General features: G+C 69.3%; 12 protein-coding genes. 7 read left to right on the top strand and 5 right to left on the bottom strand.

Annotation, left to right across the window (positions count from 1 at the left end):
- Positions 1-26 precede the first annotated feature (26 nt).
- Together ACFCV3_RS13525 and ACFCV3_RS13520 are read left to right on the top strand one after the other, a co-directional pair.
- Positions 27-590, top strand: coding sequence for a TetR/AcrR family transcriptional regulator (locus tag ACFCV3_RS13525; protein WP_376029886.1), 564 nt, complete (start codon positions 27-29; stop codon positions 588-590).
- 52 nt (positions 591-642) lie between these two features.
- Positions 643-4,071, top strand: coding sequence for an error-prone DNA polymerase (locus ACFCV3_RS13520; RefSeq protein ID WP_376029884.1), 3,429 nt, complete (start codon positions 643-645; stop codon positions 4,069-4,071).
- Here ACFCV3_RS13520 and ACFCV3_RS13515 read toward each other — a convergent pair whose 3' ends face one another.
- Both ACFCV3_RS13515 and ACFCV3_RS13510 read right to left on the bottom strand, forming a co-directional pair.
- Positions 4,072-4,938: a hypothetical protein gene (locus ACFCV3_RS13515; RefSeq protein ID WP_376029882.1), complete on the bottom strand. Its 867-nt coding sequence runs from the start codon at positions 4,936-4,938 to the stop codon at positions 4,072-4,074.
- 116 nt (positions 4,939-5,054) lie between these two features.
- On the bottom strand, positions 5,055-5,750 hold the full coding sequence (locus ACFCV3_RS13510; protein ID WP_376029879.1) for an Imm52 family immunity protein: 696 nt from the start codon (positions 5,748-5,750) through the stop codon (positions 5,055-5,057).
- Positions 5,751-5,857: 107 nt separating this feature from the next.
- Here ACFCV3_RS13510 and ACFCV3_RS13505 point away from each other — a divergent pair, with 107 nt between their 5' ends.
- Positions 5,858-6,454, top strand: coding sequence for an acyltransferase (locus tag ACFCV3_RS13505; protein ID WP_376029876.1), 597 nt, complete (start codon positions 5,858-5,860; stop codon positions 6,452-6,454).
- On the opposite strand, the gene ACFCV3_RS13500 is transcribed toward ACFCV3_RS13505, so the two are convergent.
- Positions 6,455-7,033, bottom strand: coding sequence for a hypothetical protein (locus ACFCV3_RS13500; protein ID WP_376029873.1), 579 nt, complete (start codon positions 7,031-7,033; stop codon positions 6,455-6,457). It lies immediately after the preceding gene.
- A 243-nt stretch (positions 7,034-7,276) separates the two neighbouring features.
- Here ACFCV3_RS13500 and ACFCV3_RS13495 point away from each other — a divergent pair, with 243 nt between their 5' ends.
- Positions 7,277-7,606 carry a hypothetical protein gene (locus ACFCV3_RS13495; protein WP_376029872.1) on the top strand — a complete coding sequence of 110 codons (330 nt, stop codon included), beginning with the start codon at positions 7,277-7,279 and terminating at the stop codon, positions 7,604-7,606.
- A 287-nt stretch (positions 7,607-7,893) separates the two neighbouring features.
- Here ACFCV3_RS13495 and ACFCV3_RS13490 read toward each other — a convergent pair whose 3' ends face one another.
- Positions 7,894-9,138 (bottom strand): S8 family serine peptidase, encoded by a 1,245-nt coding sequence (locus tag ACFCV3_RS13490; protein WP_376029870.1) that lies wholly within the window; start codon positions 9,136-9,138, stop codon positions 7,894-7,896.
- Between the two features lie 85 nt (positions 9,139-9,223).
- Here ACFCV3_RS13490 and ACFCV3_RS13485 point away from each other — a divergent pair, with 85 nt between their 5' ends.
- The 3 genes from ACFCV3_RS13485 to ACFCV3_RS13475 all read left to right on the top strand — a co-directional run bounded on the left by ACFCV3_RS13485 (position 9,224) and on the right by ACFCV3_RS13475 (position 12,925).
- On the top strand, positions 9,224-11,812 hold the full coding sequence (locus ACFCV3_RS13485) for a CHAT domain-containing protein (RefSeq protein ID WP_376029868.1): 2,589 nt from the start codon (positions 9,224-9,226) through the stop codon (positions 11,810-11,812).
- A gap of 67 nt (positions 11,813-11,879) precedes the next feature.
- On the top strand, positions 11,880-12,455 hold the full coding sequence (locus tag ACFCV3_RS13480; RefSeq protein WP_376029865.1) for an RNA polymerase sigma factor: 576 nt from the start codon (positions 11,880-11,882) through the stop codon (positions 12,453-12,455).
- 5 nt (positions 12,456-12,460) lie between these two features.
- A complete protein-coding gene (locus ACFCV3_RS13475) occupies positions 12,461-12,925 on the top strand; it encodes a hypothetical protein (protein ID WP_376029863.1) in 465 nt (154 codons plus the stop codon).
- 24 nt (positions 12,926-12,949) lie between these two features.
- Here ACFCV3_RS13475 and ACFCV3_RS13470 read toward each other — a convergent pair whose 3' ends face one another.
- Positions 12,950-14,395 (bottom strand): alkaline phosphatase PhoX, encoded by a 1,446-nt coding sequence (locus tag ACFCV3_RS13470; RefSeq protein ID WP_376029862.1) that lies wholly within the window; start codon positions 14,393-14,395, stop codon positions 12,950-12,952.
- Positions 14,396-14,569: the final 174 nt, after the last annotated feature.

Genomic DNA, 14,569 nt, shown 5'->3' with positions numbered 1-14,569 from the left:
GGGCAGTCGTGGGGGAAGATGAGGCGATGACTGATCCTAAACGGGGCGAGCGCCCCGCTTCAACCGGGCCCCGCCGGGCCGACGCCGTCGCCAATCGGGCGAAGGTGGTGGCCGCGGCTCGTGAGGCGTTCGTGGCGGAGGGGCTCAGTGTGTCCCTCGACGAGATCGCCCGGCGGGCCGGCGTCGGTGCGGGCACGGTTCACCGGCACTTCAGGACCAAGGCCGAGCTGGTCGACGCAGTCCTCGCCGCAGCGGTCGAGGACCTTGTGGTCGCGGCGAACTCGTACGCCGGGTCCGACGACCCGGGCAGGGCGTTGCGGGACTTTCTGGTGCAACTGGTCACCGAGGGCGCGGCGGCCCACGAGCTCGCCGCGCGACTGCAGGCTGATGCAGGCAACGTCGAAGGGCCGGTTGCCGAGCTCGACCGTGCGATGGGTCTGCTGCTGTCCCGCGCCCGCGATGCGGGGGCCGTCGGCGCCGACCTCGACGAGCGTGACCTGGCTGCGATCGTTGCCGCCGCCCATGCGGCGTACGTCCATCCCGCGGGTGGCGGGCACGCCATGAAACTGGTGTTGCGAGCGCTCGACTAGGATTCGCGGGGAATCGAACTTATGTTCTAGTATGGCGGGCAGGAGGTCCGCCATGGGATACAACAATCCGCCGATCAAGTGGTCGGAGCTGGAGCGGCGGTTGTCGGACCGGTCGCGGCCGGGGAGCCATGGCGGGCGACCGGTGACGGCAGACGGTGGGGACAGTCCGGCATGGTCGCAGCACCGGGGGCCTTATGTGCCGTCGAAGGTGGAGCGCGGCGAGTCTTCGGTGGCTTATGCGGAGCTGCACGTGCACTCGAACTACTCGTTCCTGGACGGGGCTTCGCAGCCGGAGATGCTGGTCGAGACCGCGGTTCGGCAGGGGTTGTATGCGCTGGCGCTGACCGATCACGACGGGTTCTACGGGGCGGCCCGGTTCGCCGAGGCCGCGGCGGCGTATTCGTTGCCGACGGTGTTCGGGGCTGAGCTGTCGCTCGGGCTGACCGGCCCGCAGAACGGGGTGGCAGACCCGGAGGGTAGTCATCTGCTGCTGCTCGCCGAGGGGCAGGAGGGGTATCACCAGCTGGCGGGGGCGATCACCGAGGGGCAGCTGGCCGGTGGGGAGAAAGGGCGGCCGATCTACCACCTGGAGGAGCTGGCGAACGACAAGCGTCGTGGGCACTTCGTGGTGCTGACCGGGTGCCGCAAGGGTCTGGTCAGACAGGCATTGGAGCGCGGTGGGCAGGCCAACGGGCCGGAGGCGGCCGGGCGCGAGCTGGATCGGCTGGCCCACCTGTTCGGCAAGGACCGGGTGGTGGTCGAGCTGACCGATCACCACCTGCCGGAGGACAGCACGCGGAACCGGATCCTCGCCGATCTGGCCGCCGATCGTGGTCTCCCGGTCGTTGCCACCAACAACGTTCACTACGCGGTCCCGGCACAGCACAAGCTGGCCGCCGCGCTGGCCGCGGTCCGGGCCCGCCGCGACCTCGACGCGATGGACGGCTGGCTGCCACCCAGCGGGATGGCGTTCCTGCGCACCGGCGAGGAGATGGCCTACCGCTTCCGCCGGTACGACGGCGCTGTCGCGCGGTCGGTCACCCTGGCCGACCAGCTCGCCTTCGACCTGGGCCGGGCCAAACCGAAGCTGCCGTTGCGTGACGTCCCGGCCGGGCACACCCCGGACAGCTGGCTGGAGCACGTCACTCTCGAGGGCGCCGCCCGGCGGTACGGGACCCGCGAACAGCGCCCGGATGCGTACGAGCGGCTGAAGCGGGAGCTGGCCGTGATCAAGGCGAAGGGCTTCCCGGGCTACTTCCTGATCGTCCACGACATCGTCAGCTTCGCCCACAGCAACGGGATCCTCTGCCAGGGCCGGGGCTCGGCGGCGAACTCGGCGGTCTGCTACGCGCTCGGGATCACCGCGGTGGACAGCATCCTCTACGACCTGCCGTTCGAGCGGTTCCTCGCCTCGACCCGGGCCGAGGAGCCCGATATCGACGTCGACTTCGATTCCGATCGACGCGAGGAGGTGATCCAGTACGTCTACGGCAAGTACGGCCGCCAGAACGCCGCCCAGGTGGCGAACGTGATCTCCTATCGGCCGAAGTCCGCCGTACGGGATGTTGCCAAGGCACTGGGGTATTCGGTCGGTCAGCAGGACGCGTGGTCGAAGCAGGTGGACGGCTGGAGTCCGGAGATCACGTCGACCGAGCACGACATTCCGCCGCAGGTGGTGACGATGGCGACGGCGTTGCTGAAGTTCCCCCGGCATCTGGGCATCCACTCCGGTGGCATGGTGCTGACCGAGCGGCCGGTCGGGGAGGTGGTGCCGATCGAGCATGCCCGCAAGGAGAAACGCACGGTTCTGCAGTGGGACAAGGACGACTGCGCGTGGATGGGGCTGGTGAAGTTCGACCTGCTCGGCCTCGGCATGCTGGCAGCACTGCAGTACTGCCTGGACATGGTGCGCGAGCAGCTGGGGGAGTCCTGGCTGCTGCACACGATCCCGAAGGAAGAGGCCGGGGTCTACGACCAGTTGTGCCGGGCCGACTCGGTGGGCGTGTTCCAGGTCGAGTCGCGGGCACAGATGGCGACGTTGCCCCGGTTGAAGCCACGCAGGTTCTACGACCTGGTCACCGAGATCGCGCTGATCCGGCCCGGCCCGATCCAGGGCGGTGCCGTCCATCCGTACATCCGCCGCCGGACCGGTGAAGAGCCGATCAGCTACCTGCATCCGAAGCTGCAGCCGGTGCTCGCCCGGACCCTGGGCGTCCCGCTGTTCCAGGAGCAGTTGATGCAGATGGCGATGGCGGTCGGCGAGATCGACGGTGACGAGGCCGACCTGCTGCGCCGCGCGATGGGTTCCAAACGTGGTGTCGAGAAGATCTCGTCACTGAAGGCCAAGCTGTACGCCGGGATGGAGCGCAACGGGATCACCGGTGACCTGGCCGACGAGATCTACGCCAAGATCGAAGCCTTCGCGAACTTCGGTTTCGCCGAGTCGCACTCGATCAGTTTCGCCTTGCTGGTCTATTCGAGCACCTGGCTGCGGCTGCACTACCCGGCCGCGTTCCTGGCCGCGCTGTTACGGGCTCAGCCGATGGGGTTCTACTCACCGCAGTCCCTGGTCGCCGACGCCCGCCGGCACGGCGTCGAGGTGCGGCGTCCTGACCTGCTCCGCTCGGGGATCAACGCCGAGCTGGAGGTGCTGGTCGACGGTCAGGAGCTGACCGGCCCGACCGGTTCGCCGAGTTGCCTGAAGGATCCGCAACCGCTGGTCGGGCCGTTCGACGGATCGAAGCCGTTCGACTCGACACTGCACCGGCGTGACGGTGCCTTCGCCGTCCGGCTCGGGCTGTCGGAGGTCCGGACGGTGGGGGAGAAGGGCGCGAAGCTGATCGTCGAGGAGCGGGAGCGCGGTGGCGACTACCGCGACATGGCCGACCTGGTACGCCGTACTGGGATCACCGCCGCCCAGGTCGAGGCGCTCGCCACGGCCGGGGTGTTCGACTGCTTCGGTCTGGATCGACGGCAGGCGTTGTGGGAGGCAGGCCGGGCCGCCGAGGAGCGCCCGGACCGGCTGGCCGGTGTCTCCACCGCCGGCCCACCACCGACCCTGCCCGGGATGAGCGATATCGAGACCGATATGGCCGACCTGTGGTCCACCTCGATCACCGCCACCAGCCACCCGATGCAACGCGTCCGCGACCAGCTCCGCGCCGACGGCATCCTCTCGGCCGCTCAACTCCGCGAGGTCCCCAACGGCACCCGGGTCCGCGTCGCCGGTGTCGTCACCCATCGCCAGCGCCCCGCCACCGCCTCCGGCGTCACCTTCATGAACCTGGAGGACGAGACCGGTATGGCCAACATCGTCATCACCAAAGGCTGCTGGCACCGTCACGCCGCCGTCGCCCGCAACGCCAGTGCGATGATCATCCGCGGCCGCGTCGAACGCGCCGGCGAAGTCACCAACCTCTCCGCCGAACACCTCGAACGCCTACCCCTGGCGACCCGCACCCCGTCCCGCGACTTCCGCTAGTCAGCCGAGTGCGGTCTCTGCACGGTCCCTGGTCAGGTCAGCGAACGCTCGAACCACACCGAGCAGAGCTGCGACGACCAGCATCCCGACTTTGCTCGCCGTACTGGACGAGGTCGCGAGGTGTCCCTCGTAGAGCAAGGCCAGCACAGCCCAGGAGGCAGCCGATCCACCGAGGAACCCGGCGCTGATCGCCACCACGGTACGGCGCCTGCCGGTCAGCGTCCGGACCTGAGGGGCGGCGCTCTTCGCCCAGCGTTTCCTGTTCTCCCGCCAGACCCGCCACTCCACCCAGGCCACCAGGCCGAAGGCGACGGCACTCAGCGCGGCCACGGCGGCCGACAGCAGGATTCCGTCCGGAGTCGCCAGCACGTGCAGCCCCACGCCGACCGGGAACGGGAGGATGAGCCACCCCATCCAGAGCTGTCGCGCCAGCGGTGGGAGACGACCATCCTGATCCCTTTGGAAGCGCGTGGGGTCCCGGTATCCGAGGGGGTACCTCTCACGGAGGTAGAGCACGGCCAGCAGCGTTAACCCGAAGCCTCCCGCGCACAGCGCCAGGCCGGCCGCATCGAGAGCGATGAACAAGCCGTCCACCACGGCGTCGCGGGCCGGCTGCGACCAGAAGAACAGGTCGTTCGGCACCTGGCTGGCAGGGTTCTCCAGCTTGCGCGCGACGGCGGCAGTCGTTTCAGCGAGGACACCGGCGAGGAGGAACGCCAGGAAGAGGACTCCGTAGCACCACCGGATCCGGCGCATGATCTGTTGCCGGGTGATCGCGACCTGCCGGGCACCGACCGCGCAGATCGCCGCCCACTCCACCAGACCGATGGCGACAGGTGCGAAGACGACCCACAGAACCAACGCCATGGGTTGCATCGTAGGTGCGTTGCGGGGCGGCTCGCCTGCGCTGGCCGGATGTTGTCACGACGTAGCCTGAGCCGGGTGGAGGATCTGGCTGGGCGCGTCGCGCGCCCTGCTTTCGCTCAGAACTTGCTGCGAGACGTCGGGATCGCCGCGAACGCCGCGCTGGACTTGAGATCCCTCGCGAACGCGCCGACCTCGTCCTCGGAGAGGAAGCCATCGTCCTCGCCGGAGCCGATGACGACACCACCGTTCTCGAGCTCGCGTAGGTGTTTGCCCAAACCACCTGGCAAGACCTGTGCGCGCCCCTCGGAGAGGTAGGTCAGGTACCCGACTTTCGGCCCTGGCGTTCCACGAGGCTGCACCTCGGCCATCGCGTTCATGAGAGACCTCGACGTCACAGCGGCCCAGTCCGGATCCCAAGCAGCGACAAGGCGGCGCAGGACCGGGCCGGCGAGCGCCCCCAGTTCGGCTCCAGACCACCGCACCAAGAACGTGTTGTGCAGTTTCGGGGAATCAGAATATCCCCCGACACTCATCGAGATCCGGAGCTCTCCGACTCTTGCGCCGCGCGCTTCGTACACCTGATTGATCCCGAGTTGCGGGGCGTCGGTGTTGTCGCGGAAAGCGTCAGAAATCACTTGCAGAGCGTTCACCGGCTCAGCAAGCAACTTGCCCGGAAGATGGTGAGACGACCACGGAAGCGACTCCCCGACCACCTTGTCCAGGTCTGCCAGGAGCGCCACCAGTTTGTCGGCGATCACCTCCGGCGACTCCTGCCGCGGCCCCCAGAATCCCCGTGCAATCAGGTCGTTCACGTTCGCTCCCTTGTCATCCCGCCCAAGTCTGCCATCGGTGAGTGGCGTGTCTCTGGGCGGGCACACGGTGCCTCGGTACGGCGGTGCTCGCGGGTAGCCTGAGGCGGGTGGAGGATCTTGCGGGGCAGGCCAAGCTCTGGGTGCAGAAGTGGCGTTGGTACGAGCGCAACTCGCTGCCGTGGAACCGGGCGCGGATCCACTGGGAGCTGATGCGGCGCGGGGCGTTCGCGCGCTGGCCGTTGCAGGGGAATGTGCTGGAGGCGCTGCGGGACGGGCGGCTCGAGGTCGGGGAGCACGCGGTGTTCGAGCCGAACGTGTGGATCACGGTCGGCGACCAGGCCAGGGTGCGGATCGGTGAAGGCACGTTCCTGAACATCGCGGTGATGGTCGCGGCGCTCGAGCTGGTCGAGATCGGTGCCCACTGCATGCTCGCCAACGGCTGTTTCGTGACGGACTCCAACCACCGCTTCGACGATCCGGATCGGCCGGTGCCCTGGCAGGGCTTCGACTCCAAGGGGCCGACCCGGATCGGCGACAACGTCTGGCTCGGGGCGAACGTCGTCGTCACCAGCGGTGTGACGATCGGCGAGCGATGCGTGATCGGCGCCAACAGCGTCGTCACCCACGACATCCCGCCGTACTCGATCGCCGCCGGCGCCCCGGCCAAGGTCCTGCGCGCCGTCACCTACCCCGACGCCGGCTGACTACATGCAGCTCGAGCTGAAGTCCATCCAGGCGGGGGTGTCGCCGACCTTGACGGTGCGGTAGTAGCCGATCGCCCCGGCGCCGTCGACCGTGCGGGCGAACGACCCGCTGCCGGTGATGCGCAGCTGGTACTTGTGCCCCCTGGTCAGGGTGACGTTCGCGGAGCCGGATCCGTAGTTCTGCTTGCTGCCGTTCGGGTACTGCAAGCTCTGGGTCACGGGGTACTTGCGGGTGCTGCAGTCCAGGAGCTGGTAGTACATGATCCCCTCGTACAGCTTCCCCGGGGTGCTCCACTTCAGCGTGATCCGGCCGGTGGTGGCCCCGGTCCGGCCGTAGCAGCCGACGCCGCGGATCTCGTTCACCTTCCGCGCCGCCCCGGTCCCGGCCGGGCCGCCACCGGGCTTACCCGGGCCGCTGGCACCACCGGCGTACGACGAATTGGCGTACGCGACCTGGAAGCGGCTGGGGCAGTCGTCCGCCGACGGCGGATCCGGCTGCGCGGCCGCGTGGCCGCCCATCGACAGCGTCGCTCCGGTCAGCGCCAGCACCAGCATTCCCCGCGCACTTGCCTTGCCCATCACACGTTTCCCCGTTCAGTAGTTGTTCACGGCAACTGTTATTGACGCTAAGTGACGATGAGGTCGCGGCGGTAGGGGTCTCGGAAGATTTGCCACTTCCTGCAACGAACGGGATTCCGGGAGCGTCTAGGGTGGGAGGTGGTGATCGTGATGCGACGGTTCGGTGTGGTGGTGGCGGGTGCTGCCGTGGTGCTGGTTTTGGTTGCTTGTGGCAATGAATCTGGAGTGGGAGGAACCCCGACTGTGAATCCGTCCGAGAGTGGTTCGAGTCAGCCGGCCCCGACGCCGGGTGGTGCGGCGCCGACGGGGACGCCGGGCGGTACGGCGGTGGAGCAGGCGACGGCTGATCTGGCGAAGCGGCTCGGTGTGCAGGCGGCCGGGGTGAAGGTGGTCTCGGCCGAGGAGGTGACCTGGTCGGACGGGAGTCTGGGCTGCCCGGAGCCGGGGATGCGCTACACGCAGGCGCTCGTGAACGGGATGCGGATCATCCTGGAGGCCGATGGCAAGCGGTACGAGTACCACTCCGGTGGGCCGCGCGCGCCGTTCCTGTGTGAGGACCCGCAGGCCCGCTGACATGTGAGGTCCCTCGCTCGGGCAGGCCTTCCTGGACAGCCGGAAAAAGTTTTGAAAATTGCCTGTATCACCGGTACGGCGCCCTGACTCCGCACTATGGAACGCCGTTGAACTGCTTCCGGGGGGAAGGCAGTTCAAGGGTCTCCGTGGGGGGAGGGGCTGACGCGGTGCGTGAGGAGTTTCGGTGGTCAGGCCGAAGTTTCTCCGCACCGCGTCAGTGCGTGCTGCCGCCCTCCGCCAACTCACCTGACTGAGCTGGCGGAGGGCGGCTTCTGACGGTGTCGCAGCTACGGGGTGCTGTTGTGGGCGTCGCCGGGCTTGAGGACCGGGCCGACGCCCGGGACCGCCTGGCCGAGGGCGAAGGCGAGTAGGCCGTCGGCGGCCTGCAGCGCGTTCTCGCCGGTGCGCGACATCCGGCCGGCGATCAGGCCGGCCACGAGCGGCGTCGAGAACGACGTACCGCTCCAGCGCGCCATCTCGTAGAACTTTCGCACCTCGCCGGTGTGCGGCGGCTCGGTGCAGTGGTATTCGCCGGTCAGGAACGCGTTGATCAGGTTCTCACCGGGCGCGTAGACGTCGACCCAGCCGCCGAAGTTGCTGAACCAGGCCCGATCGGTGCCGCTCTCCGCGAGGGCGCCGACGCCGACGGTCTCCGGGAAGGCGGCCGGCCAGAAGTAGTCGCGGCTCGACTCGTTCCCCGCGGCTGCGACCAGGACGAGACCGTTGACCCGGTTCAGCCGGGACTCGACGAACACGTCGAGGCCGAGCGGCGGCAGGTCGAACCTGGTCCGCGTTCCCGCCGAGAGGCTGATGATGTCCGGTGCCAGGTCGAGCACCTCGTCGAGGGCCGCGGCGAGGTCGAACTCCCAGATCGCGCCGGCGATGGTGAAGTAGCTCTGGACGACGACCTCGGTCTCGCGGGCCATCGAGCGCAGGACACCGGCGATGAAGGTGCCGTGCCCGGCGTACGGCTTGATCAGCCCGGCCGGGTCGAACGCGTCCTCCGGCTCACCGGTGACGCCGTTCAGCCAATCCGCGGCGGGAGCGTCGGACCAGCCGACATCGAGTACGACGACCTTGACGCCCTTGCCGGTGGTCGTCTTGTCGTCGATGAACGGGCTCGGTGGAGTCGTGGCGGCGACCTCTTCGGGCTCGGTCGCCGGGCACGGGCTGACGCTCGGGGTCACGTAGAACAGGTGCTCCGGGGTGACGACGCCGCGCCCGAGCCGCAGGTCGGCGTACTTCAGGAACCGCTGGGTGGGTGAGCGGTCCTCCGGCGCTCCCGGCGGTACCGTCGGAGGCAGCTTCAGCCGGGTGACACCACCGATGCCGCCCTCGCCCGTCGTACCGCCCTCGAAGAGCCGGATCACGCGCTCGACGTCCTCGTCGCGGACCAGGACGTACCCCGCGTGGTAGAGGTAGTCGGCCCCGAGCTCCTGCCACTTGGCGGGGAAGACCTCGACCTCCTTGCCGAAACCCTTGAGGATCAGGTTGATCTGGGCGATGTACTTCTGCTCGCGTTCTCCGGTCATGGAATGGCGTCCCCCTCGAATCACTGAAATGGTCGAGTCCGAATCGATATCATTCCACCCTGCCGGCGTACTGGGGGAGACTCGCATGACGGTCGCACCCGAAGACCTGCTGCCGCTGGCGCTGTCACGTCCTCACGACGCGATCGCGGCGGCACGGTTGCTGCTGGCCGGGGAGCCGCCCGCGGAGACGGCGTCGATCGCTCACCAGGCCAGCGGGATCGGGTTGCGGCAGCTCGGCGAGGTCGATACCGCGATCCGGGAGCTGCGGACGGCGCTGCGGTTGGCCGAGGAGTCCGGCCTGCCGGAGCGGGAGGCCGACGTACTGGCCACGCTCGGTGCGACGCTCGGGCGCGCCGGCCGGAGCCGCGAGGGGCTGGCGAAGCTGGATCGGGCGGTCGAATTAAGTCGGGGTGCGCTGGCTGGGCGGGTGCTGCTGCGGCGGGCCGACGTGCTGCTGGTGCTCGGTCGGCATCGTGAGGCGCTGGAGGACTTGCGGCTGGCGATCACCAGGCTGCGGCGGTCCGGCGACCAGGTCTGGGAAGCACGCTCGCTGAACTATCGCGGTTTCATTCAGCTCACTCTCGGCGGGACACGCCAGGCGGATGCGGACTTCGATCAGGCCGGCCGCCTGTACGCCGCGGTCGGGCAAGAGTTCGAGTACGCCGAGACTCGGCAGAACCGTGGCATGGCGGCGTTCGCGCGTGGTGATCTGCCGGCGGCGCTGCAGTTCCTGGGGGAGGCCGCGGAGGGGTTCGAGGGGGTCGGCGTCGTCTGGCCGGACCTGGCGATCGATCGGTGTGCGGTGTTGCTGGCCGCAGGGCTGACGGCCGAGGCGCTGGCCGAGGCGGACGAGGTGATCGGCCGGATGGAGACCGGCGGGGTGCCGGCGACCAAGCGGGCCGAGGTGCTGTTTGCTGCGGCCGCCGCTGCACTGGCGGTTGGCGATCCGGCGACGGCGCAGGATCGGGCAGAGCGGGCGCGGCGGTTGTTCTCCGCGCAACGGCGTTCGTGGTGGTCGGTCCGGGCGTCGATGCTGCAGCTGGAGGCGCGGTACGAGTCGGGTGAGCGTGGGCCGCGGTTGCTGCGGCAGGTGGTTCGGACGGCTCGCCGGCTCGACGAGTTCGGTGCGTCCGAGGCGTCGGCGGCGCATCTGCTGGCTGGTCGGCTGGCGCTGGCCGAGGACAGCATCCGGACGGCGGATCGGCAGCTGGAGCTGGCTGGGCGGCTGTCGAAGGATGTCCCGCCGACCGTGCGGAGTGCTGCCTGGCTCGGTCGAGCGTTGCGCGCCGAGGCGCGAGGTGAGGTACGGCGGATGCTCACGGCCTGCGAGCGTGGTCTCGACGCACTGGACGAGTACCGGTTGATGATGGGCGCGACCGAACTGCGTGCTCGCGCGACCGGTCACGGGGCCGAGCTCGCAGAGCTGGCCCTCCGGCACGCGCTCCGGCACGACGACCCCCGCGGCCTCCTCATCTGGGGCGAGCGCTGGCGCGCAACCGCCCTCGCCGTCCCGCCCGTCCGCCCGCCGGGCGACGAGCAGCTGATCCGCGACCTCGCCCAGCTCCGCGACGTCGTACGGCGTCTCGAGTCCACCCCCGAGCCGATCCGCCCACCGTCCCTGGAACGCGACCGCCGCCGCCTCGAAACCGCCGTCCGCGACAGAGCATTAAGGGCCCAAGGCAACGATTCCGATCGGTCCGAGGGCGGGCTCGACCTTGCCGAGCTGCACGAAGCGCTGGGGGATACGGCCTTGGTGGAGCTGATTGCTGTTGGCGAGACGTTGCATGCGGTCGTGGCTGCTGATGGGGAGCTCGCGCGGTACGAGGTGGGGTCGTTGGCGGCGGCTGCGGTGGAGGTCGAGCGGTCGCGGTTCCGGCTGCGGTGGCTGGCGCATGGGCGGTCGAAGTCCGGGCCTTCGCTGGAGGTGCTGGGCCAGCGGTTGGGGGATGCGATTCTTGGGCCGGTGCAGGACGTGCTGGGGGAGCGGGCGGTGGTGATGGTTCCGCCGGCGAGTCTGCAGGCGGTGCCGTGGGCGCTGGTCCCGGCGTTGGCTGATCGGCCGGTGAACGTCGTACCGTCGGCGGCGATGTGGTTGCGCGCGCGCCAACTCAGGCCCCCGTCGGACCGGCGGGTCGTGCTGGTGCTCGGGCCGGGGCTGACCGCGGGGCGGGCCGAGATCAACCGATTGACCGAGCTGTACCCGAAGGCCGTCGTTCTCCGCGACGGCGATGCGACGGCGGAGCGCGTGCTGCACGAACTGGACGGCGCGTGGATCGCGCATATCGCGGCGCACGGCACGTTCCGGGCGGACAGTCCGCTGTTCTCGTCACTACGGCTCGACGACGGGCCGCTGACCGTGTACGACTTCGAGCGGCTGCGGCGAGCGCCGTACCGGCTGGTGCTGTCGAGTTGCGACTCCGGGCTGGCCAAACCGGTCGGTGCCGACGAGCTGCTCGGGCTCAGCAGCAGCCTGGTGCCACTCGGCGCGGCGGGCATCCTGGCGAGCGTCGTACCGGTCAATGATCCCGCAACGGTTCCCTTGATGACCGCAGTGCACGATCATCTGCAGGCGGGTCGTTCACTCGCCGAGGCTTTCGCACTCGCCCGCGGTACGGCGGGTGCGGATCCCGCGGCGGATGCGGCCGGCCGGTCGTTCGTCGCGCTCGGCGCGTGAGCGGGTTGTTGTATCAATCAGCGGCCCCGGCCGCTCCGTATCGATATCGGGGGGAAGGAGACAAGGCATGCGGGACGATCCTGTCGTCGTCGCTCTGGTGAACCGGGCGGTTGACGGCGACAAAGGCGCGTGGGACGAACTGGTTGAGAGGTATGCACCGTTGATCTGGGGAATCGGACGCCGGTACCGGCTGACGCCCGCGGATATCGACGATGTCGGCCAGGGCGTCTGGTTGCGCCTGATCGAGCACCTGCCGAGTCTCCGGGAGCCTGCCGCGCTGCCCGGCTGGATCGCTACCACCACGCAGCGGGAGTGTTTCCGCCTGCTGCGGGCGTCCAGCCGGGTCGACCCGGTCGACCCGGCCGAACAGCACGACGCGGTCGAGCCGGCCGTGGCCGAGGAGGAGGTGCTCCGGCACGAGCGGCGGACGATCGTGCGGAGTGCGTTCGGGCAGCTGTCCCAGCGCTGTCAGTTGCTCTTGGCAATGATCATGAAGGACCCGCCGCTGCCGTACGACGAGATCAGCCGGCAGCTGGCGATGCCGGTCGGAAGTATCGGGCCGAACCGGGCCCGCTGCCTGGAGCGGCTGCGCCGGACACCGGCGCTGGCCGGGCTGGCAGACGATCATGGAATGAGGAGGTGAGTACGGTGACGGAGACCGATTGGAACGACGATGGCCAGCTGCTCGAGGCCCTGCGCGATGCGCTGGTGACCGAGCAGGAGGTGCCGGCTGCGTTCGTCGAGGCAGGTAAGGCGGCCTTCGCGTGGCGCACCATCGATGCCGAGCTGGCCGCGCTCACCTACGACTCGGCGTGGGCCGGTCTGGAGGAGGCCTCGGTCCGCTCGGCGGAGAGCGCGACGCTGCGGGCCCTGACGTTCGCCTCGGACGGCTGGACGATCGAGATCGAGCTCACTCCGGAGGGCCTGCTCGGCCAGCTGGATCCACCCGCGGCCGGTGAGATCACGGCCGGCACCGATTCCGGCGTACTGGCCACGGGGCGGATCGACGAGCTCGGGTTCTTCGTGCTCAAGCCGCTGCCGAAGGCGCCGTACCGGTTGACCTGCGTCCTCGACGACGGCCCGACGATCCTGACCGGCTGGGTCACGCCCTGAGACGCAACCCAGCCGGTGTAGGGATCAGCCCAGGTAGTCGCGCCACGGGCCGGTGATGGCCAGCGTGAGCCCGGGGTCCTGCATGTTGACGAACAGCACCTTGCCGTCGGCCGTGAAGGCCGGCCCGCAGAACTCGGAGTCGTTCAGCATGTTGCGGGCGATCGCGTAGGTCGGCCCACCCGGTACGGCGCTCAGCACGTGGCTGCTGGCGTTGCCGTCCTCGGCCAGGATCAGCGAGCCCCACGGCGTCACGGTGACGTTGTCCGGCCCGTCGAAGTTGAAGTCCTGGAACCTCGCACCGGCGCCCTGGTCGGCCGCGGCGCTCTCCGGGAAGTACGTGACCAGCTGGATGGTCTTGTTCGCGTAGTTGTAGAACCAGACCATGCCGTCGTGCGGGACCGCGTCGGTCGGCAGGTCCGTCGTCCCGGACTTGGCGTAGGAGTTGACGACGTACACGCCGTCCTTGGTGCCGTAGACACCCTCGAACTTCTTGCCGCGGGTGATCTGGCCGTCGGTGAACTGCTTGCGCACCGAGGTCGTGGTGGCGTCGCGGTCCGGGACCTTGACCCACGCGACCCGGAACGGGCGCAGCAGCTGGGCCGAGGTCAGGTAGGCGACATCCGGGATCGGCTTGCCGTCGTCACCCAGGATGGCCAGCGCCTCGAGGGTGCCGAAGTCCTTGTCCTGCAGGTCCTTCCAGCTCCGCGGGCTCAGCTGGTACCCGCGCGGGCCGGACCAGCGGTAGAACGTCCCGTTCGGGCCGGAGGCGTCCTCGGACAGGTAGATGTGCTCGCGCTTCTCGTCGATCGCCAGCGCCTCGTGGGCGTAGCGGCCGAGGGCCTTCAGCGGGACCGGGTGCGCGGTCTCGCCGTCGCCCCAGACCTCGAACACGTAGCCGTGGTCCTTCAGCCGGGTGGTGCCGTTGGCCTTGCTCTCGGTCTCCTCGCACGTCATCCAGGTGCCCCACGGCGTGTGGCCGCCGGCGCAGTTGGTGAGGGTGCCGGAGATGGCGACCCACTCGCCGAGGTTCTTGCCGTTGCGATCGATCGAGATCGCCGTGCAGCCACCGGCCGCGCCGACTCCGGTGTCGTAGACGGTGCCCGGGACCTGCGGTACGCCGAGGGGGCTGTCGCCGCTGATCTCGTGGTTCTGGATCAGCAGGTAGTTGCCATGCCGGCCGGGGAACACGGCGTTGCCGTCGTGCGAGTCCGGGGTCGGCTGCCCGGACTTGAGCTTGGTCTCACCGGCCTTGGTGACGATCCGGTACTTGAATCCCGGCGGGAGTGCGAGCACTCCGTCCGGGTCGTCCAGCAGGGGCGGGAACGGCTTGTGCTGCGGGAACGGCGAGTGCTGGCCCCGCGAGACCGGCGTGGCCTCGGCCAGGGTCGGCAGGGAGCCAACGGTGGCGATACCGACACCGGCGGCGCCGGCAGCGGCGCCACGCAGAACAGAACGACGATCGACGGACATGGTGCTCCTTGGACGCTGTAGGTGGAACGCCCTGATCCTCCCCCGCACACGGCCGCCAGCCGGCAAACGCGAGCTGAACAACGAGCATCCTGGAGCTGGGAGAAGTGCGTGCCGCCACCCCGTCGCGGCGGCCCGTGGTCGGCTCGTCGCGGGCCGCCACAAAGTGAGGGAAGC

Origin of the sequence: Kribbella sp. NPDC056345, from assembly GCF_042262745.1 — a bacterium.
Lineage (GTDB): Bacteria > Actinomycetota > Actinomycetes > Propionibacteriales > Kribbellaceae > Kribbella.
The sequence above is the reverse complement of the archived record's forward strand: the minus strand, read 5'-3'. Positions and strand labels throughout refer to the sequence as shown.

Bases quoted from the DNA above. Each gene is read 5' to 3' on its own strand.
- ACFCV3_RS13480 (WP_376029865.1), top strand. From the start codon at position 11,880: ATGCGGGACGATCCTGTCGTCGTCGCTCTGGTGAACCGGGCGGTTGAC.
- ACFCV3_RS13525 (WP_376029886.1), top strand. From the start codon at position 27: ATGACTGATCCTAAACGGGGCGAGCGCCCCGCTTCAACCGGGCCCCGC.
- ACFCV3_RS13515 (WP_376029882.1), bottom strand. From the start codon at position 4,938: ATGGCGTTGGTTCTGTGGGTCGTCTTCGCACCTGTCGCCATCGGTCTG.
- ACFCV3_RS13520 (WP_376029884.1), top strand. From the start codon at position 643: ATGGGATACAACAATCCGCCGATCAAGTGGTCGGAGCTGGAGCGGCGG.
- ACFCV3_RS13490 (WP_376029870.1), bottom strand. From the start codon at position 9,138: ATGACCGGAGAACGCGAGCAGAAGTACATCGCCCAGATCAACCTGATC.
- ACFCV3_RS13485 (WP_376029868.1), top strand. From the start codon at position 9,224: ATGACGGTCGCACCCGAAGACCTGCTGCCGCTGGCGCTGTCACGTCCT.
- ACFCV3_RS13500 (WP_376029873.1), bottom strand. From the start codon at position 7,033: ATGGGCAAGGCAAGTGCGCGGGGAATGCTGGTGCTGGCGCTGACCGGA.
- ACFCV3_RS13470 (WP_376029862.1), bottom strand. From the start codon at position 14,395: ATGTCCGTCGATCGTCGTTCTGTTCTGCGTGGCGCCGCTGCCGGCGCC.